The sequence below is a fragment of the Phyllobacterium sp. genome (genome assembly GCF_037994425.1).
Taxonomy (GTDB): domain Bacteria; phylum Pseudomonadota; class Alphaproteobacteria; order Rhizobiales; family Rhizobiaceae; genus Phyllobacterium.
Map to the genome: position 1 here is coordinate 1 of NZ_JBBNAM010000433.1, position 19224 is coordinate 19224.

The window sequence follows — 19224 nt, forward strand, 5'->3', positions numbered from 1 at the left end:
CTCCTGAATACTACGCTGCCGCGCGGCAGTTGCTCTACCTGTGGTGCTAGTGGCCTTTTTTGGCTTTGCCATGGACGTAACTCCGCTTCGATCTGTGTTTGCTGTTAATGGCATGAACACGGGATCAGTTCCTGCCCTGCAAAAGATCCGGCTATTATGGCTACTAACCGGCGCGCCGACCTGCCAACTCTTTTAGTTGCGACAAGTAATCTTCAGTCTGCTCGTTGATAAATATTTGTGTCTTGATACATCTATTCTGGAACATTTGGCGCGTTATTTGGTTTAATAGAAAGAAATACTTCGGGATTTTCTTGTCGAGAACAAGCGGAGAAATGCTATGATCAAAACCCTCATCGCAGCCACGGCCTCCGTGGCACTCATGTCGGGCACCGCGTTAAGTCAGACAGCGCCGGCACCGGCAGAAACTCCGGCTCCCCTTACCGTGACAAACAAGGAATTGTTTAAACCGATGGCAGCTGCGCCGGCGGTCTCTGATGTCTCATCGCTCACCAAGGCGTCCGAAGGACAGATACTTGCCTCCGGTTTTCTCGGTAAGGCGGTCTATAACGGCGATGGTGATAATGCGGAAACGATCGGCGATCTCAATGACCTGGTGATTGGCCAGGATGGTATGGTCCAAGCAGCTATTATTGGAGTTGGCGGGTTCCTTGGCGTTGGCGAAAAGGATGTCGCGATGTCACCTTCCCAGCTGAAGCTGTCGGTTCGCAGTGATGGCAAGAGTTGGCTGGTAGTCGATACCACCAAAGAGCAACTCAAGGCGGCGCCGGGGTTTGACCGATCCGCTAACTTTACGGATGGGATGGCTGACCCGATGAAGACGAGCGCGACCAAGTCGGATGCATCCGCGCCAGCGCCCATGGAAACGCCAGCCAAACAATAAGTTGTCGCTGATCGGAAGCGCGCCGATGTAACGTCGGCGGCCATTCATCAAAGGCGGCGCGTCGGGCCTGCTACAAGTGTCGCGCCGCAACTTCGAGGTTTGATGTAATTCGGATTTGGAATTTTGCCGCGTACTCGTCATTCATCGATTTTCCAGTACGGGTCCCTGCGGTCCATCATCTTTCGCATCAACAGTTTCACCCTGATATGGTATGATTAACAAATTGGAGAATTCCTTCCTTAAGGAGCTTCAGATGATCAAGTTCTCGAACAAATCCCCAGAAGGCGATGCGAAAGGTCCGTCCGCCAAGATGCAGCGCTGCGGCAACAATGACGGCGTCGCCAGTGCAAATCCGCGGGTTTTGTCAGGCAAGAAAGATGGCGACGCGACATTTAAAACGGAGGCAAAAGAGAACGAGAAGGATCGTCAGGCCCGGGGCATGTCGAGCGATGAGCGGGATAGCTAACGGTCAGCCAATTCGCTTTTTATGCTTTTTCTGTTGCCGGAATGCTTCTTGATGAGTTCCAGTGCGCGGCTTTGTCAAGGTCACGCTTTCTCGACGTCGTAATCGTCGCTTGAAGACACTCTGGCGCCAGACATGTTTTTCCCTCTGGCATTCAGACGTTGAACGCAAAATGAATCCAAAGAAACGCTACCACAACGATAAGCGCGAACCCGAGCGCTCGCCGGTGAAGAGATAAAAGCGTTGAAGCGAGCATGAAGCACACCTTCTGAACAGAAGGATACAAGCCGGCTATGCCATAGCCGGTATCCTACCCGTTCAAGATCTCGTTCGAAACGGCCTCTAGCTATTCCGCTGCTTCCTAACGTCGACCTTCATTAAACGTTCTCACCGCGTTAATAAGGCCCGGATAGCTCCTTCTTCAGCCAGGCGGTTACTTTCAGTGGCAAGCAACCGTTTGACCAAACATAATTTTGATTGAGAACAAGCGCAGCGTCCAACAGCGGACATAGCATTGACGCACGGTGACATTAGTATTCTTCTGGAAACGGTTGTCGGGTTTTGCAACGGCACACTGACAAATGAGAAATGCGCTCTCGCCCAATCAGCGCGGGAGGACTTTTTTATGCGTCGTCTCACGAAGCTATTCTATTCGGGCCAAGAATGTAAAACGATCCAGCAGGCGCACCTCAGAGCGTCAAAGCAGCTTCGGCGTAGTCCCACCACACACGAGAACGCTGAGCGGCTTGCGCGCCGAATTATGTCGCTGTTCGACCAAGGCATGCGCGATGCAGATGCAATTGCGTCCGTAACTATCTCCCAGGCACAACTCATTGCGCGAGTTATCGATGCTTGTCAGGGAGCCAGGTCATGACCAGCTTTCGCGAAGCGAGAGGCCTCGATCATAAGCTTGCCAATGACAATCGCGGGTCGGCACACCTTCTGCATCAATTGAGAATTCTGCGCTGACACGCCAACTCGACGGAAAGCTCCAGTGCGAAGAGTGTAACACAATTCATATGAGCCTTCCCAAAACAGGCGCAGGTGACGGGCCGGTCTTTTGCAGCGAGTGCGGCGCGTATATGGGCCGCTGGCGAGAGGTCCAGGTCGAATTTGTCAACCAAGGTGGCCAAAGTGGCACCTTTGAATTGCGGGATGGTCAGATCATTCGGATCGAGTGGTGTGGGCTGACACCGATGTTCGGCCCCTAATTGCGGGGCTCCATGTCGGTACGCGAACTCTGCGCTTCGCTTTCCTCAAGTCGCTTTAGCAGCTCCCTAAACCTTGAGTTCGTGGGTAGCGGCACGCTGGCACTGCGCACGACGTCTTGGAATTCCCTCAGCATCACTTGGGCTCTGATGTTGCGGCGGCGTTTTTCTTGTTCGTCTGTCACATTCCTACCACCCCAAGTCCGCACTCTAGTATATCTCGAATTCTCACCGTGAGACTTTGTTCCGCTGTGTCGGCGATGGACCGCGATGCCGATGCCTTACCACCCATTTCGCCGCCCTAGCGACAGATTAGGGAGTGCTTCGAGGAGAATCGCAGTGAACAATCCCGAATAGAGACAGGAAGTTGCCTTCTGAGGTGATATTCGAACGGAGGTCGTTGGCGAGCCTTTCTGGGTTAAACTGTCAATAAAACAATGCCTGCCCATTAATCATGGCAAGGAGAAAGACCTTGGATTCGCAAATAAGCGAGATGGAAGCGGTCGTGGCACAGGGCGGTGTTTCGACTTCTCTCACAAGAGGAAGCTTCGTCGCAGGTCTGACGCTGCTCGCCGGCTCGGCAGCTGTATTGGTGGCAGCGGATAATGCGGACGCGGAGACAAAGGCGTCCGTGCACGCCTATGAGCTGTCCACGCAACGAAGCGGCTGCGTGGACATGAAGTCGCTCGCGAGCACGTCTGCGAGCAAACCCGTCGCGACATGATCCTTAACTGCGGTTGACCTGTAATTCTAACTATCCATACTAATAATATACTGTGGGAGGTTTCTATGAACATCACTAGTCAAACGCTCGTTGATGAACTTCAACATGATGTACTGACGCTAAAGACTGACGGAATTGTTGGTAAGAAATCCGTTTTTTCCCGTAAATGGGCAGAATCGATGCGCGAAGATATGATGACGGCTTTTTGGTCAGCAATTCAGCGGCCAAGTGGAGCTGTCGGGCGCGGTCCGCGGCGCTGGTATGTAGAAATCCATCCTGAAGAGTTTGGTGGATTTGTTGATCTCGTTACGCACCCTTGGGTTGTAGGGATGTGTGAAAATGCGCTTGGAAGGGATTACCAAATTGTCGAGATCGGTTTTGATGTTCCCTTCCAAGGCGCCAAATATCAGCCGTGGCACAGAGATTTCCCCTCTCCAGCAGAAACCTATGTGCATCGACGCATCACGTCCTTGGCCTTTAACTTAACGGGTGTTGATGTCACGGAGGACATGGGGCCGTTTGAAATAGCGCCAGGCACTCAATACGTCGATGGCCGCGAGTGGAAGCATGAAATGTTTCCTACCAAGGAAATCTGGCCTGCGTTTCAGAGCAAGGCCGTTCGCAAGTTTCCTAAACTTGGCGATATCTCCTGCCGTTCGGCGCTGACCGTGCATAGGGGTACAGAACATGTATCACCGATTGCACGACCGGTGATGGTGCTCGGGGTGGACGCTCCCGGAGCAGGACATGCGGAGCTCCACGACCTCATGGTGACCCAAACCTATTTTGACGGATTGCCCGATTCAGTGAAAGAGCACTTAGTCTGCCGTGTGGTCGATGAGTTAGTACCTGTGACCCAAAAGCACGATATCGAGGGATTGGTGATGGGTGCCGATCCAGAATAAGCCGCTGATTTGCTTGGCTTAATCATCGATGAGGTACCTATTCCGTTAATTCAGGCGCTGGCAGAAAGACTGGGTCGTTATCCCAAGGCCGCTTGTTCGCGTCATCCGATGGGGCAGCCGGAACCGCCCTGGATGATCTTTGGCACCACCTAGACGATCACGAGGACGATCTCCAACGAGGTCGGATCGACGATGACAATGCGGCCGTCGGCGAGGACGAAATATTCGTAATCTGCTTACCGCGGAACGATCTTCACGATTCATGACGGGAGTGGTTGTAGATTCACGGGTTTTGGCACAACCACGCCGACATTGACTTCGAAAAAGTGATATTGCGAACCGGCAGTCTTTGATTGTCGAGCGGTTCTAGTTGAACCCAAAACTCGTAAAATTATCCGTATAATTAAATAACAGCCACGCAGCTTAATATCCGAGAGAGGCAAGCCCGTCCCTCTCGAACTCCCCTCACGCGTCGACATTTCGACCTGATGAAACCGCGTCGAGCTAGGTTGCAATCCAACCCAAGACCCACCGGATGCTTTCGTAAAGCAACCACAGCACCGCAGCGATAAAAACAATTGCGAATACGGCAGGCCTGATATCCCAATCTTCGTCCATTTGAATTTGCCCCCGGCAACCAAACTGGCGTCAGTGTGGGGCTAAACGGCTTTTATTTCAATGGTTTGCACCCTAAGCAGTTTGAATGAAGTGCGCTCGGCGCATAACTGCCTGGAAGCCATCGCAGCGGTGGCAAACCCAGGCCGCCGCCTTCGGCGTGCGGCGTTCCAATAAACCGCGCAAATCGTGCCTTGATGGCGGCTAGGCCGTCCTCACGGGTATCAGCGTGACCTTCATCGTCGCCGCATCTCTGTTATGAGTTGTCAGATTCAGGTGTGTGGGAAGCGGTATACTAGCGCACCAATTTTCGGTATTCCACGCCCGGAGGAGCGCTTCGCTCTGAGCTTATGGAAGTTCCTGAGGATTGCATCGGCAATGACGGCGAGCCCATGTTCGGACGTCTGCGCGATCGTTTCCCGCTAGAGGTGTTGGATGGTGGATGTTGATCCTCGCATTGCTTCGATAAAAGCCGAGTACGGCGTTTCATCATCGGCAAGTACCTAGAACCCGGCGAAACGCGTGATGCATATCATCAATGCTCATGGGAACGGCACTTCCGTATGGTGCTATCGACCCTGGCGGAGACCGAGAATAATCGGGCGAGCCTCGATACTCTGGCGCTCAGGGCGTTTTAGGCCTTATCCGAGCATTTCCGAGCTTGGAACAAGCCACTCAGCCCCAGTGGGACTGAAGCTGAGTCGGCCGTAGTTCGCTTTGAGAATTACGCAGCGCGGCTGTCTTTCACCTGTTTCGAGCTTTCGCCACTTATGGTGTTACCCATACTGCCGATCTCGATCCGTCGAGGTTTCATTTCCTCGGGTATTTCTTTCTTGAGTTCGACGATCAGCAAGCCATTATCGAGGCGCGCGTCCGTAACGCTTACATGATCGGCAAGCTCGAAACGGTGCGTGAATGGCCGAAGTGCCAAGCCGTGGTGAAGATATTGAAATTCTTCATCGCCGGACTTGTCACCTTTAACGACCAGCATATTCGGTTCGTGGGTTATCGCCAGATCGTCTTGTGCAAAACCTGCCACGGCGATGACGATGCGATACCTGTCTTCGCCCAGTTTGACGATGTCATAGGGCGGCCACCTGTCCGACCCTTGAGGCTGGGCAGAGTTTTCAAGCAGGTCGAAAATACGGTCAAAACCAACGCTCGACCGGTAAAACGGCGAAAAGTCGAAGTTGCTTCTCATAGCTAGGTCCTCCTTTGAGCAACATAGAAATGAGGTGCGCCAAGAAGCTTGGCGCTCCCTGACTGTTGATCCAAATCCTGCGACCAACGCCAAATATCTGGGTGTTCAGTCGCACGCCGTCAAGGAGATCGACAGGTAAAAAATGAAACACAGACCAAGATCATCCGAGCCGCTGCGGTATTATTCGTCCGAACGGTAAAGCCGCTTCGTCGCTTCTTCGGAGGTCCGCTTTTGTTGTTCGGTCAACCGTCTGCGTTTTATCATGCCAAACGCTAGTATGGCGCCTAATACTACCGGGCCGCCCAATACCACGAAGAACCACAGATATTCAGCCATTGACCCGCCCTTGATCGATCACGCGCCCATAAAAAACACGATCGATGCAATGGCTATCGTGAGCGGGACTGGGAGACGCGGGCCGGAACTGTCGAGCTGCGTATTCCGAAGCTGCGCAAGGGCAGCTACTTCCCGAGTTTCCTCGAACCCCGCCGCATGGCAGAGAAGGCGCTGACGGCTGTTATTCAAGAAGCCTATATCCAGGTATCTCGACGCACTCGGTCGATGATCTCGTCAAGGCCATGGGGATGAGCGGCATCTCCAAGAGCCAGGTGTCGCGGCTGTGCGAAGAGATCGACGTCAAGGTGAAGGCGTTCCTCGATCGGCCCCTCGAAGGTGACTGGCCATATCTGTGGATCGATGCGACCTACCTCAAGGTCCGGCGTGGCGGCCGCATCGTTTCGGTTGCCGTCATCATTGCCGTCGGCGTCAACAGCGACGGGCGGCGCGAGGTTCTGGGGCTGAACCGATCTGGACGGACTTCCTGCGCCGGCTGACACGCCGAGGTCTGCGCGGCGTAAAGCTTGCTGTCTCCGATGCGCATGAAGGTTTGAAGGCGGCTGTCACCAAAGTTCTGAGCGCCAGCTGGCGGCGATGCCGCGTCCACTTCATGCGCAATGTTCTGGCGCATGCCGGAAAGAGCGGAAGGCGCGTCGTGTCCGCTTTCATCGCAACGGCGTTTGCGCAGGATACACCGGACGCCGCCAGCACCCAGTGGCGCAATGTCGCTGATCAGATACGGCCGAAAGTCCCAAAGCTCGCCGCCATCATGGACAATGCAGAAGAGGATGTGCTCGCCTACATGACCTTCGAAAGAGCATCGGGCAAAGCTCTACTCGACAAATCCAATCGAGCGCCTTAACGGCGAAATTAAGCGACGCACCGAGGTCGTTGGCATCTTTCCCAACGACGAGGCAATCGTTCGCCTCGTTGGCGCATTGCTGCTCGAACAGAATGATGAATGGGCTGTCCAACGTGCCCGATACATGACCCTTAAGACGATGTCCCAAATGAGCGATGATCCTCAAATCAGCCTGCCGGCAGTGGCGCGCTGATATCCCTCCGGCTCTATGTCGGAAAGCACGGCTACCAGCCGGAACCTACACCATTCCCCGGGACACAATCCACCGTCCCGCCGCTCAGAAATAAATAATAAATAAAGAGCGCGGCCGAGAACACTGCAGGGACCCAGACTGCAACACGTGGGGCATTCGGTGTTTGATCGCCGCTGCCGTATGGAGAGGTATTGCAGAGCATAAGAGCGATCAGGAGGCTTTAACTCTCTTGTCGTTTGGCGGACAAAGTAGGAACAATCAAGTCCAATTCGCGTTAGCTCAACATGCATGCTGACTGAATACCACAGCAAGTCAGCTAGAGCCCTCGCCACCGCCCCTCGAAGCGAAGGCTGCTCGGCGGTGTAGCGTAAGCTCACCGCCTTTTTTCAGTCCGCTTCCCTGGTGCATCGAGCTGGAACTGCCTTTATTTCACCGCGTTATGCGAGCGCTGACAGACCTCGTCAGCGTGGGCCCCGCTCTACAGAAGGGTCCATGGGACGGTGGCAAAATCCGCCGTCCCGCCGCTCACCGCTGATCATTTCTTTGGGTCTGCTAGGAGACATATAATTCGTGACTGAATGAGACTGAGTCTTGTCGGCATAGCTATATCTCCTCTTTCTTCATTACCGCAAAAGTGCAGTTTCCCTTTAAGGGGCAAAGAGCCCTAGGTTCCCTCGGAACCAAATTCCCGCAGGGTCGTTGAAGCAGGCTTTCAATCGAAGGAGTTCATCTTGGAAAAATGGTTCAATAAAGCGGCCACTTGGGTGGCGCATGTGTCCGGCAGACCTGTTACTTTTATTGCATGTCTTTTTCTGGTTTTGATCTGGGCGATCAGCGGGCCCTTTTTTGGTTTCTCTGAAACCTGGCAGCTCGTCATCAATACCACCACCACCATCATCACCTTTTTGATGGTATTTCTGATTCAGAACACGCAGAACCGCGACGGCGCCGCCATCCAAGCCAAACTCGATGAAATTTTGCGAACGAGCGATGCGCTCAATTCATTCATCGGGATCGAACATTTGACCGAAGAAGAAGTTTGCAGGTTTCGCGATCAATGTGAAACAGCAGCAAAAAAGGCCGATGCGGATAATAAGTGCGCGGCTTAAACTCACCCAAAATAAGAAGAATGATGGATTCGGAATCTCGGAACACCGGTCCTATATTTTCGGGCATGTATGAGGGTTATAAGACATTCAAGATGGTACAGGTGTTCGGGCGCAAGCCCGGCCAACTCGTGTCTCACGTCGGCTAATGACGCTGCAAATTTCATGCTGGAGGAATGAATGCACGATCTATATCGCGTAGTGCCGGCCTAATTCGCTCATTGCCCGCGTGCTTCGCGTCATGTCAAAGAGTTCCTTTGCTGTTTGGGGCTAAAAGTGCATTTCTCACGCGCATTCGCCGCAAAACGATGAAACACCCCCAAACAAACACGTCAGGCTTGCGGTGTGAAGCCAAATATTTGCGCGAAGCTGCCACAAGAAAGCTTCCGCTCGATCGCAAAGCGCGCCGGATGCAAAGGCCAAGGTTCCCAAGACTCATCCGTGAGCCAAGAGGCGGCGGGTGTCGTCATGCTGCCACTAGCCATTCAAGCGAGGAGAAATGCTTTTCGCCAGTCAGTGTTAGGATGGTCGCGTAGGGGATGTGATTGCGCGGATTTTCTCCGACGCTCTGCAGCCATCTGACCTGTGCCGTTATCGCCTCGACCTCGAGGTCGTTCACACCCTCGAACACGTTGCCATTCATCGGGATGCCATGGTCGTGCTGCACGTAGTGGAGGAGCTCATGAACTAGGACACATTGGTCGTAGCGGCTACCGTCTCGCCAACGCTTCAGCGTGATACTGGCATCCATTGAACAGAGAACCGGCCACAGGCATCCAAGTCAGGGTCGACGTGGAGGTTCGGCAGAAACTGAGGACGCGGGTATCTGAGCAAATCGGCGCTGAAGTGCATGAACTCCAATGCCAACTCATACATGATCATTTGGTTTTATTCGGCTTCTTCGCGACGGGACGATCGGCTTCGTAAAGCAAGTGCTGCACCAGGCAACAGCACGCCGATGGTTGCAATAAATGCGCGACGGTTCATGCTGTTCTCCAAATGAAAACCCGGCACGAGGCGGGCTGGAACCTAAAGCGTTCGCCGTTGTTTGGTGTTGGTAGACATAAACAACAAAATGGGAGCGAACCCGATGTCAGATGACACAACAGAACAAGACAACCGCGATCGATCGCAAGTATCGGCGAGCGAGGACTACGAAATTGAGTTCCTCATGTCGAAACACGACATCAGCAAGAACCGTGTCCTGGAATTAATGCGAAAGCACGGGGGCAGCCGCATGAAGATCGAACAGGAACTCGGAGGTCGCTGACAGTGGCAGGATACGATCTTCTAGGATCATGTTTCCGATTTTGATCCCATCGATCGTGTTTTTTACGGGTGCGTAATCGATCAGAAGAGGGCCAATGGCTGAATATCTGTGGTTCTTCGTGGTATTGGGCGGCCCGGTAGTATTAGGCGCCATACTAGCGCTTGGCATGAGGAAACGCAGGCGGTTGACCGAACAACAAAAGCGGACCTCCGAAGAAGCGACGAAGCGGCTTTACCGTTCGGACGAATGATACCGCAACTGCTCGGACTATCGCTATCCACAGATGAACGCCTAGCATCAATATTCATGGCAATAGCTATGAGAGGCGATCACTCTGAAAGATCGATTAAAGTGCCGACATCGTTCGGACTTTGATGTACAGTAACGCGATCATCGACACGGGATTGACCAGGCTTCGATGGCTGAGAGATTTCCACGCTCCCGCCTGAACTTTAAAGGAGCGATCCAATGGGTACTCAAAGCACGAGAATCTCACGAAGCTGTTAAGGTTTGTATACGAAGAATATCGCCGGCTTTAAGAAACAGCTCTCTAGCGGAAGAGGAAGCAAGGTCTAAAATTCAAAGCCATTCCGGGAAATAGCCTCAATCCGAAAGCAGCGCCCATATAAGCCACGCCGTCAGCGACAGGGTCAGCGCCGCGCCAAGGATTAGCGCATTGTCGATCGCCGCCATGGTGCCGTAGCCGCTTGGCGCATCGAACTGGAGCTTTGTGTACTCCAACCACAGTCTGAAGGAACCCGATGACGCTGTACCTATGGTACTTCATCGTACTGAGCGGCCCCGTTGTATTGGGCGCAATAATCGCATTCGACATGATGAAGCGCAGGCAATCGGCCAGACTAAAAAAGAGACTAACTGGAGAACAAGACCGGGCTTCGAAGGAATCTGCGAAAAGGGAAACGACGCCGGTTTCTTAGGTGATTGCTGATCCACGGTGTATACTCCGAATTTCCACGGAGGGTGTATGCAAAAAACCTATTATAACTGCCCTATTTCTGAAGAACCAGTACATGAAGTGTTACCGCGAGATGACGATTTTGTTGAATTTTTTTGCCCCACTTGCGGTCAGTTTCGAATTTCTAACTCGGCGATTAAGTCGATGAAGAACCTATCCCGCGCAGAGCGTGAGGCGCTATTGAACGAAGCCAGGCGCAATGCCCAAGGCGGAGATGGCGTTCCCATTATTAGAGACACCCATTAACATGCGAGGAAAACCGATGACCAACGATCAGACAACTTCCAATTGGAAGAATCGCCCTCCGGGAAAAATCGGAGAAACCTACACCGTCGATCACCTCATGGAAGCATTCAACCTCAACAAGGATGATGCCGAACAGTTGATTATTAAATTCAACGGTGATTGCGAAAGGATCAATGCTTCCGTCGGTGCGCGAAAAGTTCGTAGGTAACTGGTTGAGGGAGGTCAGATTCGAACCGACGATCTGCTGGTTATGAGCCGGCCGAGATGACCACTTCTCCACTCCGCAAGAGTAGATTGAATCCTACACAACTTCTCTCGAAAACCTTGCACCAAAGCGTATAATTGCAGCGAAGGAGGTTTCATTCCATGAGTGACCTCATTGCTTTTATGGCGCTCACAGCCATTGGCCTGGTAATCGTGACAAACCTCTTAGTCATGGTCTACGAATAACTTGGCTTTGGGACGTTGTTTCGAGGCCTGGCATCCACAACCTATGCCGCCTGCCTCTTTAGCGCTGTGGCTCGTCGCTGGCGTCGCTGTTCGTTGCGCTTTTCAGCCCAACTGAAGTCGTGTTCGGCGTTGGATATGATTGGTTGGAAAGCCTCTTCATCAGCCCAGGAGATCACACCGTTCAACCGGCGCGGGTCTCTGATCTTATCTGCAAAGTATGCGATTTCAGGGTCGTCAGGCAACTCTCCGAAATCGGCGATATTGTTATTCTGCAATGGCTTGCGAAAGAGTTTGAATACAATTTCTGAGATTGCCCGGTCTTTACGACGCCTGCCGGTCTCTGGGTGGATGCCCCACTTGAAGCAACTGTCCTTGAAATACCGACGGCCAGACGCATGACAATAGGCCCATTCTGACAGGTTCATTCGATTGTTCGCGTTGGAAACTAGTGCGAGCCAGCCAAGCGCCTCGTCGGCTTCCGATATCTGACGGGCTGTCGGTTGCCGGGCCAAGCCGTCCCAGAATTCCTTGCGTTCTTCTGCTAGTCGCTCACTGCCCCAGCCGTTCTTGTCGACCTGGCCATGGAGATACGGCAATGACATCGATTTCATCGCCTTCGGGCCCACGCTGCCATAGCTACGCAGCGCGATCTCGTAGGCTTCAATCAGGCGCTCTGCGATATCACCCTCGGTCAAGGCATCCTCCGTCTGTCGTGGAGTAGGTCAAGTTGATCTGAATTTGGGCCGAAGCGGCGATACAGGCGCTCGTAGACCATGCCGCCGAGTGCGTGTCTCTGTGATACCACACCGGACAAATCGTGGGTGATGAACTGCAACTCGCCCACAGGCATTGCGTCCCAAGTTTCCAGCCAGTCGCCGGTACGGTTCTCAACGATGTTGCGGCAGGCTCGAATCATGTCGGAAGCCATCCACAGACCGAGCTCGTCGAGAAGCAGTTTTGTTATTGGCGGTCTCGGCGAGTGTGGAAAGTACGAGGCGCAAGTGCCCTTCCCCGAAACGCCGCGCAATGCGCTCCAGCGTGGCCACGGCATGGATCGATGAAGATATTCAGAACCCGTCGCGGCGCTGACTATCGAAAGAATTCATTTTCCGAAGACTTCCGCGACATCCGGTCGATCGAATTCCCGGGCGATAAAAGAATGATGCTTGATTTCCGTCGATCCGGCGCTGTCGAGGCGGTCGCCGACGGCGCTGAGCCTGCGCAATTGTCAGCCAAACTAGCCAACTCAATCGGGGAGAAGAAGCTCGAAGCAACCTATGCGCCGATTCAAGTTACAGCCGTTCGCGGTGCTGACGAAGCACGTCGGACAGGCAGGACGAAGTTGCGGTGATAGCCCGTTTGCGCGCACGTTCAGAGAACGAAATCCCGAATTGCCGGCCAGCCGTTCGGAATATCCCACAAAGGGGAAATTATTGATTTTATTGAGAAAAGTGGCGCGAGCGACGGGGTTCGGACCCGCGACATCCGGCGTGACAGCGGCGCGTGGGATTCGCGGTTGCAACGTCGTCGTTGCGCTCGTGGTAATTAAGTGCCGAGGTCATGATCTCTGCCGCCGCAAGCGCAGCGATGACCTGCGGGCGCTTATCCTTCACCGCCGTACCGCCTACGGGGCAAACCAGCCGCTCGAGGGTCTCGGGGCGCCCGACCTCGCGCGCTAGCCAGTTACGGAACGTCGCCCGCTTGGTCTTCGATCCGATCATCCCGACATAGGATGCATCACGTCGGCTGAGTGCTTCGGCGGCGATGAGAAAGTCGAGGGCATGGTCATGGGTCAGAATGACGAAGGCGCTGCCCTCGGGCGCTTGACGCACCAGCGCCTCCGGCACGGCAGTCAAGCAGGTCTCAACGCCGGGAACCTGCGAGGCCGACAGCTCCGCCTCGCGCGTGTCGACCAGTATGATACGCAGCGGTACGAGCGACAGCGCCATTGCCAGGGCATCGCCAACATGGCCCGCGCCGAACACATAAACATGCGGGCGCTGCGCAATCTCCCGATCGACCTTTTCAACAAGCGTCGCGGCCGCGTCCCGATCAACCGGCTTGAATTCGAGCGCGACACGGCCGCCGCAGCATTGGCCGATTTCAGGACCAAGCGGGATGGTCAGCGCTTCCAGCGCACTTTGGCGTTGCAACGAGCGGCGCGCGTGATCGATCGCCATGTATTCAAGCTGGCCGCCACCGATAGTGCCGAAAATGCAATCGGGTGCCACCAGCATCCAGGCGCCGGCTTCGCGCGGCGTCGATCCATCGGCGGCCTTCACCTCGACGAGGATGATGTGCTTGCGCCGGTTTAGAAAGTCCCTGATGTCGTCACGATTGCTCGGCATGAATTCTCACCCTTGCGCAGCGGACCGCAACCGCTCGACGGCCATCAGGACGCGCTCTGGCGTCGCAGGCGTGTCAAGGCGCGGCGAAAGGCGATAGTCTGCAACACTCGCCACGGCCATGGAAAGCGCTTCAAGAACGGAGATTGCAAGCATGAATGGCGGTTCGCCGACGGCTTTGGAACGACGGATCGTCGCCTCGCGATTGACAGACCAGCTGGCGAGATTGACGTTGAACTGGCGCGGCCTGTCGGATGCCAGGGGTATTTTGTAGGTGGATGGCGCATGGGTACACAGGCGCCCCTTGGCATCCCACCACAGTTCCTCGGTCGTCAGCCAGCCCATGCCTTGTACGAAAGCGCCCTCGACCTGCCCGAGGTCGAGGGCAGGATTCAGCGAGCGGCCAACATCGTGAAGGATATCGGTACGATCGACCTGGTATTCGCCAGTCAATGTATCGATGCTGACTTCCGACACCGATGCGCCGTAGGCGAAATAATAGAACGGGCGACCACGGCCCTCGGCCCGGTTCCAGTGGATCTTCGGCGTCTTGTAAAATCCGGCAGCAGAAAGTTGCACGCGGGCGCCGTAGGCAGCCTTGATGAAATCGGCAAACGCGATGAGGTTGGCGCCAGCCCGAACCATGTTCGGTTCGAAGAAAACCTGTTCTTTCGAGACGCCATACGTCTCGGCGGCAAATTCAACGAGACGCGCCTTGATCTGCTGGGCCGCGTTGGCGGCTGCCATGCCATTGAGGTCGGAGCCCGACGAGGCGGCCGTGGCAGAGGTGTTCGGCACTTTTGCGGTGGTCGTTGCGGTAACCTTGATGCGGTCGAGGTCGACCTGGAACTCGTCCGCTACCACCTGAGCGACCTTGGTGTAGAGTCCCTGCCCCATCTCGGTGCCACCGTGATTGAGATTGATCGAGCCATCCGCATAGACATGAACCAGAGCGCCCGCCTGATTGTATTCGGTCTTGGTAAAGGAGACGCCAAACTTGACGGGCGTCAGGGCAATCCCCTTGCGGATGATGCGGCTTTGGTGATTGAAGTTGAGGAGCGCCTCGCGACGTGCCGCGTAATTTGACGATTCCTCGAGTTCCTTTACGATCTGCGCAATGATGTTGTCTTCGACCGTCTGATGATACGGGGTAACATTTCTGCCTTCACCGCCATAGAAATTCGCCTTGCGAATTTCTAGCGGATCCTTGCCGAGCGCATAGGCGATTTCCTCGATCATGCGCTCGCCCCCGACCATGCCTTGGGGTCCGCCAAAGCCGCGAAACGCTGTATTTGATACGGTATTGGTCTTCAATGGCCGTGAGCGAAGGCGCACATGCGGATAGAAATAGCAATTGTCGGCATGAAAGAGCGCGCGGTCGGTGACAGGTCCCGACAGATCGGCAGAAAAGCCGCAGCGCGCCGAATAGGTTGCATCGACAGCCTCGATGCGGCCTTCATCGTCAAATCCCAATTCATAGGCAACGTGAAAGTCGTGACGCTTGCCGGTTGCAACCATGTCATCGTCACGGTCCGGGCGAATCTTGACAGCCCGGCGATATTTCTTGGCGGCGATTGCCGCGACGGCGGCAAAAAGGTTGGCTTGCGTTTCCTTGCCGCCGAAGCCGCCGCCCATGCGCCGGACGTTAACGGTTACCGCATTCGACGGAACGCCAAGGACGTGCCCGACCATGTGTTGGGTTTCGCTCGGGTGCTGCGTGGAGGAAAAAACGGTAACCTCGTCATCTTCTCCCGGAATGGCGAAGGCGATGTGACCCTCTAGATAAAAGTGGTCCTGCCCGCCAATGCGCATTTCACCCTTCAGCCGGTTCCTGGCCTTGGCAAAGCCGGCGTCAATATCACCGCGCTCAAGCTTCAAGGGATCGATGACGAGCGGATAGTTGGCACTCTCGGCTTGGAGCACGTCCGTAACGTGATCGAGATCGCGATATTCAATCCTGGCTTTCGCGGCAGCCTGGCGTGCGATCTGCCGGCTTTCAGCAATCACGGCGAAAACCGGCTGGCCATGAAACTCGACCTTGCCCACTGCAAAGACGGGATCATCGTTCTTGCCGGCAGGACTCACGTCGTTGTGTCCCGGGATATCATCCGCGGTCAGGACCCCGACGACACCCTCGCAAGCAGCGATTGCCGCAAGATCGATCGAGACGATTTCGGCATGCGCGCGCTGCGATAGCCCGAGATATGCATGGAGCGTGCCGATCGGTTCGGGCATGTCGTCAATATATTCTGCGGTACCTGCGACATGCTTGTGCCCTGATTCATGTGGCAGCGTCTCATGAACGGCGCCGCGGATACGGCTCATCGGCTGAATGGAATTCATCGCGATCTCCTCATCAAAACGCCACTGCGTAGCGGTTCAACCGCACAAGATTTTCGCCGCCTGTTTCAAGATAGAACCGCCGCAGAAGGTTTTTCGCCGTCAGCATCCGGTAGTCAGCCGAGGCCCGCCAATCCGTCAGCGGCGTGAAATCGTTTCGAAAGATTTGCATGGCGTCCTCGACACAAGCCTCGTCCCAAATGGCGCCGATCAGCGCCGTTTCGACACCAGCCGCGCGCTTGGGCGTTGCGGCCATGCCACCGAAGGCGATGACCGCATCTTCGACGCGACCTTGCGGATCGACGCGAACACGGAAGGCGCCGCACACGGACGAGATATCCTCGTCGAGGCGCTTTGATATCTTGTAGACGGCAAAAAGATCATTGGCCGCAAGGCGCGGAATTCGGATGGATTCCACGAACTCTCCTTGAACGCGATCCTGCTTTGCGTAGGCGATGAAATAATTCTCGATCGGAACCGAACGTCTGACGCTGCCCTTGCGTAACTCGACCGTTGCTCCGAGGCCGATGAGGGCCGGCGGCGTATCACCGATCGGCGAGCCGTTGGCGACATTACCGCCAACCGTTCCCATGTTGCGGACCTGCTCGCCGCCGATCCGGTTCCACAGTTCCTTTAGCTGCGGGAAATGGCGAATGATCGTGGGATAGGCCTCCGTATAGGTCACGCCAGCGCCAAGAACGAGATCATTGCCATCCTCGCTGATCTGGCGCAATTCATCGATACGCGACAGGAAAACAACGGGCCCGATATCGCGCATGAACTTCGTTACCCAAAGGCCGACATCGGTCGATCCGGCGACGATGGTTGCTTCGGGATTGGCATCAAGTACGCCGGCGAAATCATCGACTGTTGCCGGAACGATGAGTTGTTGCCGGCCGTCGCCGATGACGACCCGCCTGTCGTCCTTCAAGACAGAAAGCTTATGCGTCACCTCTTCCCTTTCGCTCAAAAGCGGATCGTTCCTGGCATCACCAACGGCAGAGATGCTTTCGGCAGCGCGAATGATCGCGGCATAGCCCGTGCAGCGGCACAGATTGCCCTGCAGCGCCTTCTCAATCGCCTCGACGCCGGGATGCGGGTCCTGCATCCACAGACCGTAGAGCGACATGACGAAACCCGGGGTGCAGAAGCCGCACTGCGAAGCATGCGTATCAACCATCGCGCGTTGAACGGGATGAAGGTTTCCGTCCTTTCCCGCGAGCGCCTCAACCGTCACGACGTGGCAACCGTCGAGCGAGCCGACGAAACGAATGCAGGCATTGACCGATTCATATTTGAGCTTGCCGCCGAAAAGCCGGCCAACCAGGACCGTGCACGCACCGCAATCGCCCTCCGCGCAGCCCTCCTTGGTGCCGCGGAGCTTGCGATCGAGGCGAAGAAAATCAAGCAGGGTTTCGGTAGCGGCGACGTTAGTGCGCTCAACGAGCGTATCGTTCAAAAGGAATCGGACGCAATTGCGGATTTCGGTTGCCATGACGCCTCAGCTCCCCCGATAGGTTGAATAGCCAAAGGGCGCAACAAGCAGCGGCACGTGATAATGCGCCTTCTCGTCATCGATGCCGAAGCGGATCGGCACGACGTCGAGAAAGGGCGTGCGTGCGACTTGCTGCTCGCCGCCGAAATAGGCGCCGACATGAAAGCGAAGCTCATAGGCGCCCGAACGCATGGTTTCGCCAGAAAGCAGCGGGCGTTCGCAACGGCCATCCTCGTTGGTATGGGTGGTCTCTAACGGCATGAGTGCGTCGCCTTCGATGCGATAAAGATCGACCTTGAGCCGGGCCGCAGGTTTGCCGCTGGCCGTGTCAAGCACATGCGTCGTCAAACGTCCGGCGGCATCGTTGTGAGAACTCATCGTTCCTCCTCCCGTGGAGAACTTTCAATTTTCCATCGCCCAGTTTGTCGATTGCCCCGGTTGCCGGGTAGCCAGTGCTTGGTAAAGGGACTTTCAAATTTTTCTGGGGGAATGGTTTGCGGGTAATTTGCGTATGCAGAAAGGCGGAGTGAAGGACCTTAATCTGGTCGCAGGAGGACCGCAGTATGAGATATCCCCGCAACATGCATGGCTACGGGGGCAAGGCGCCCAAGGCAAACTGGCCAGACAATGCCCACATCGCCGTCCAGTTCGTCGTCAACTACGAGGAAGGCGGCGAGAACTGCGTCCTTCATGGCGATGCTGCATCCGAGGCGTTCCTTTCGGAAATTGTGGGGGCCCAGCCCTGGCCAGGCCAGCGCCATTGGAACATGGAGTCGATCTATGAGTATGGCGCCCGCGCCGGGTTCTGGCGGCTGCATGACCTTCTCACATCGAAGAAGGTCCCGGTCACTGTCTACGGCGTTGCGAGCGCACTGCAACGTTCACCTGCGCAGGTGAACGCAATGCGCGATGCGGGCTGGGAAATTTCTTCGCACGGACTGAAATGGATCGACTACAGGGATTATACCCCTGAGGCCGAGCGCGAGCACATGCGAGAAGCAATCCGCATTCACACCGCTGTCACGGGCGAGCGGCCGCGGGGTTGGTACACAGGCCGCACCTCGGTTAACACCGTCGATCTTGCGACCGACGAGGGCGACTTTGACTATCTATCGGATTCCTATGCCGATGACCTGCCCTACTGGTACGAGCACGCCGGCAAGCCGCAGCTCATCATTCCCTATACGCTCGATGCGAACGACATGCGGTTTGCAACGCCGCAGGGGTTTAATTGCGGCGACCAGTTCCTTGCCTATCTGAAGGACAGTTTCGACACGCTGTATGCCGAGGGAGCGGCCGGTTCGCCAAAGATGATGAGCATCGGCCTGCATTGCCGGCTTGCAGGGCGCCCTGGCCGCAGCGCCGCGCTCGCCCGCTTCATCGATTACATTCAGGCGCATGACAAGGTCTGGCTTGCCCGCCGCATCGATATTGCGCAGCATTGGGCAAAAAACCATCCCTACCAGCACCAGGAGGCTCGCCCGTCCTTGCTCGATGAAGCTGCGTTCGTCGACCGCTTTGGCGGCGTGTTTGAACATTCACCCTGGATTGCCCGCCGCGTCTTTGCCTCGGAGCTCTCGCCGGCACA

Annotated in this window: 18 protein-coding genes and 2 pseudogenes; 11 read left to right on the plus strand and 9 right to left on the minus strand. The window is 55.4% G+C overall.

The window, feature by feature from the left end; translation table 11 throughout:
- Positions 1 to 337 precede the first annotated feature (337 nt).
- The 4 genes from AAAB35_RS28365 to AAAB35_RS28380 all read left to right on the plus strand — a co-directional run bounded on the left by AAAB35_RS28365 (position 338) and on the right by AAAB35_RS28380 (position 4201).
- Positions 338 to 901 (plus strand): PRC-barrel domain-containing protein, encoded by a 564-nt coding sequence (locus AAAB35_RS28365; protein WP_340671672.1) that lies wholly within the window; start codon positions 338 to 340, stop codon positions 899 to 901.
- Positions 902 to 1154: 253 nt separating this feature from the next.
- Positions 1155 to 1367: a hypothetical protein gene (locus AAAB35_RS28370; protein WP_340671673.1), complete on the plus strand. Its 213-nt coding sequence runs from the start codon at positions 1155 to 1157 to the stop codon at positions 1365 to 1367.
- Between the two features lie 1677 nt (positions 1368 to 3044).
- Positions 3045 to 3296: a hypothetical protein gene (locus AAAB35_RS28375; RefSeq protein WP_340671674.1), complete on the plus strand. Its 252-nt coding sequence runs from the start codon at positions 3045 to 3047 to the stop codon at positions 3294 to 3296.
- 65 nt (positions 3297 to 3361) lie between these two features.
- A complete protein-coding gene (locus tag AAAB35_RS28380) occupies positions 3362 to 4201 on the plus strand; it encodes a phytanoyl-CoA dioxygenase family protein (protein WP_340671675.1) in 840 nt (279 codons plus the stop codon).
- 149 nt (positions 4202 to 4350) lie between these two features.
- Here AAAB35_RS28380 and AAAB35_RS28385 read toward each other — a convergent pair.
- Both AAAB35_RS28385 and AAAB35_RS28390 read right to left on the minus strand, forming a co-directional pair.
- A pseudogene (locus AAAB35_RS28385) lies at positions 4351 to 4524 on the minus strand (DUF1236 domain-containing protein); the annotation flags it as partial.
- A 1016-nt stretch (positions 4525 to 5540) separates the two neighbouring features.
- Positions 5541 to 6017 carry an Hsp20 family protein gene (locus AAAB35_RS28390; protein WP_340671676.1) on the minus strand — a complete coding sequence of 159 codons (477 nt, stop codon included), beginning with the start codon at positions 6015 to 6017 and terminating at the stop codon, positions 5541 to 5543.
- Positions 6018 to 6401: 384 nt separating this feature from the next.
- Between AAAB35_RS28390 and AAAB35_RS28395 the strand changes: the two are divergent.
- A pseudogene (locus AAAB35_RS28395) lies at positions 6402 to 7408 on the plus strand (IS256 family transposase); the annotation flags it as partial.
- A 731-nt stretch (positions 7409 to 8139) separates the two neighbouring features.
- Positions 8140 to 8517: a low affinity iron permease family protein gene (locus AAAB35_RS28400; RefSeq protein WP_340671677.1), complete on the plus strand. Its 378-nt coding sequence runs from the start codon at positions 8140 to 8142 to the stop codon at positions 8515 to 8517.
- Positions 8518 to 8980: 463 nt separating this feature from the next.
- Here the strand turns inward: AAAB35_RS28400 and AAAB35_RS28405 are convergent, their stop codons facing one another.
- Positions 8981 to 9265 (minus strand): hypothetical protein, encoded by a 285-nt coding sequence (locus AAAB35_RS28405; RefSeq protein WP_340671678.1) that lies wholly within the window; start codon positions 9263 to 9265, stop codon positions 8981 to 8983.
- A gap of 339 nt (positions 9266 to 9604) precedes the next feature.
- Between AAAB35_RS28405 and AAAB35_RS28410 the strand changes: the two genes are divergently transcribed.
- On the plus strand, positions 9605 to 9784 hold the full coding sequence (locus AAAB35_RS28410; RefSeq protein ID WP_340671679.1) for a DUF3606 domain-containing protein: 180 nt from the start codon (positions 9605 to 9607) through the stop codon (positions 9782 to 9784).
- A gap of 94 nt (positions 9785 to 9878) precedes the next feature.
- On the plus strand, positions 9879 to 10034 hold the full coding sequence (locus AAAB35_RS28415) for a hypothetical protein (RefSeq protein WP_340671680.1): 156 nt from the start codon (positions 9879 to 9881) through the stop codon (positions 10032 to 10034).
- Positions 10035 to 10387: 353 nt separating this feature from the next.
- Here the strand turns inward: AAAB35_RS28415 and AAAB35_RS28420 are convergent, their stop codons facing one another.
- A complete protein-coding gene (locus AAAB35_RS28420; RefSeq protein ID WP_340671681.1) occupies positions 10388 to 10525 on the minus strand; it encodes a hypothetical protein in 138 nt (45 codons plus the stop codon).
- A 497-nt stretch (positions 10526 to 11022) separates the two neighbouring features.
- Here AAAB35_RS28420 and AAAB35_RS28425 point away from each other — a divergent pair, with 497 nt between their 5' ends.
- A complete protein-coding gene (locus tag AAAB35_RS28425; RefSeq protein WP_340671682.1) occupies positions 11023 to 11214 on the plus strand; it encodes a hypothetical protein in 192 nt (63 codons plus the stop codon).
- Between the two features lie 283 nt (positions 11215 to 11497).
- On the opposite strand, the gene AAAB35_RS28430 is transcribed toward AAAB35_RS28425, so the two are convergent.
- Entirely contained in the window at positions 11498 to 12151 is a 654-nt protein-coding gene (locus tag AAAB35_RS28430) for a hypothetical protein (RefSeq protein ID WP_340671683.1), read from the minus strand.
- A gap of 362 nt (positions 12152 to 12513) precedes the next feature.
- Here AAAB35_RS28430 and AAAB35_RS28435 point away from each other — a divergent pair, with 362 nt between their 5' ends.
- A complete protein-coding gene (locus AAAB35_RS28435; protein ID WP_340671684.1) occupies positions 12514 to 12807 on the plus strand; it encodes a hypothetical protein in 294 nt (97 codons plus the stop codon).
- Positions 12808 to 12895: 88 nt separating this feature from the next.
- Here AAAB35_RS28435 and xdhC read toward each other — a convergent pair whose 3' ends face one another.
- From xdhC to uraH, 4 genes are read right to left on the minus strand one after another with little or no spacing between them, the layout of a single operon-like run.
- Positions 12896 to 13804 (minus strand): xanthine dehydrogenase accessory protein XdhC, encoded by a 909-nt coding sequence (gene xdhC, locus AAAB35_RS28440; protein WP_340671685.1) that lies wholly within the window; start codon positions 13802 to 13804, stop codon positions 12896 to 12898.
- A gap of 6 nt (positions 13805 to 13810) precedes the next feature.
- Complete coding sequence (xdhB, locus tag AAAB35_RS28445; protein WP_340671686.1) at positions 13811 to 16144, minus strand: xanthine dehydrogenase molybdopterin binding subunit; 2334 nt, start codon at positions 16142 to 16144, stop codon at positions 13811 to 13813.
- A gap of 13 nt (positions 16145 to 16157) precedes the next feature.
- On the minus strand, positions 16158 to 17636 hold the full coding sequence (gene xdhA / locus AAAB35_RS28450) for a xanthine dehydrogenase small subunit (RefSeq protein WP_340671687.1): 1479 nt from the start codon (positions 17634 to 17636) through the stop codon (positions 16158 to 16160).
- A gap of 6 nt (positions 17637 to 17642) precedes the next feature.
- Positions 17643 to 18014, minus strand: coding sequence for a hydroxyisourate hydrolase (uraH, locus tag AAAB35_RS28455; RefSeq protein WP_340671689.1), 372 nt, complete (start codon positions 18012 to 18014; stop codon positions 17643 to 17645).
- 185 nt (positions 18015 to 18199) lie between these two features.
- On the opposite strand from uraH, the gene puuE reads away from it, so the two are divergent.
- Positions 18200 to 19224 (plus strand): allantoinase PuuE (puuE, locus tag AAAB35_RS28460; protein WP_340671690.1); only part of this gene is annotated, 1025 nt, incomplete at its 3' end.

What these genes read in the sequence shown, in the direction of transcription:
- AAAB35_RS28415 (WP_340671680.1), top strand. Translation starts at nt 9,879, where the DNA reads ATGGCTGAATATCTGTGGTTCTTCGTGGTATTGGGCGGCCCGGTAGTA.
- AAAB35_RS28390 (WP_340671676.1), bottom strand. Translation starts at nt 6,017, where the DNA reads ATGAGAAGCAACTTCGACTTTTCGCCGTTTTACCGGTCGAGCGTTGGT.
- xdhC (WP_340671685.1), bottom strand. Translation starts at nt 13,804, where the DNA reads ATGCCGAGCAATCGTGACGACATCAGGGACTTTCTAAACCGGCGCAAG.
- AAAB35_RS28410 (WP_340671679.1), top strand. Translation starts at nt 9,605, where the DNA reads ATGTCAGATGACACAACAGAACAAGACAACCGCGATCGATCGCAAGTA.
- AAAB35_RS28365 (WP_340671672.1), top strand. Translation starts at nt 338, where the DNA reads ATGATCAAAACCCTCATCGCAGCCACGGCCTCCGTGGCACTCATGTCG.
- uraH (WP_340671689.1), bottom strand. Translation starts at nt 18,014, where the DNA reads ATGAGTTCTCACAACGATGCCGCCGGACGTTTGACGACGCATGTGCTT.
- xdhA (WP_340671687.1), bottom strand. Translation starts at nt 17,636, where the DNA reads ATGGCAACCGAAATCCGCAATTGCGTCCGATTCCTTTTGAACGATACG.
- AAAB35_RS28405 (WP_340671678.1), bottom strand. Translation starts at nt 9,265, where the DNA reads ATGGATGCCAGTATCACGCTGAAGCGTTGGCGAGACGGTAGCCGCTAC.
- xdhB (WP_340671686.1), bottom strand. Translation starts at nt 16,144, where the DNA reads ATGAATTCCATTCAGCCGATGAGCCGTATCCGCGGCGCCGTTCATGAG.
- AAAB35_RS28380 (WP_340671675.1), top strand. Translation starts at nt 3,362, where the DNA reads ATGAACATCACTAGTCAAACGCTCGTTGATGAACTTCAACATGATGTA.
- AAAB35_RS28370 (WP_340671673.1), top strand. Translation starts at nt 1,155, where the DNA reads ATGATCAAGTTCTCGAACAAATCCCCAGAAGGCGATGCGAAAGGTCCG.
- AAAB35_RS28435 (WP_340671684.1), top strand. Translation starts at nt 12,514, where the DNA reads ATGAAGATATTCAGAACCCGTCGCGGCGCTGACTATCGAAAGAATTCA.
- AAAB35_RS28425 (WP_340671682.1), top strand. Translation starts at nt 11,023, where the DNA reads ATGACCAACGATCAGACAACTTCCAATTGGAAGAATCGCCCTCCGGGA.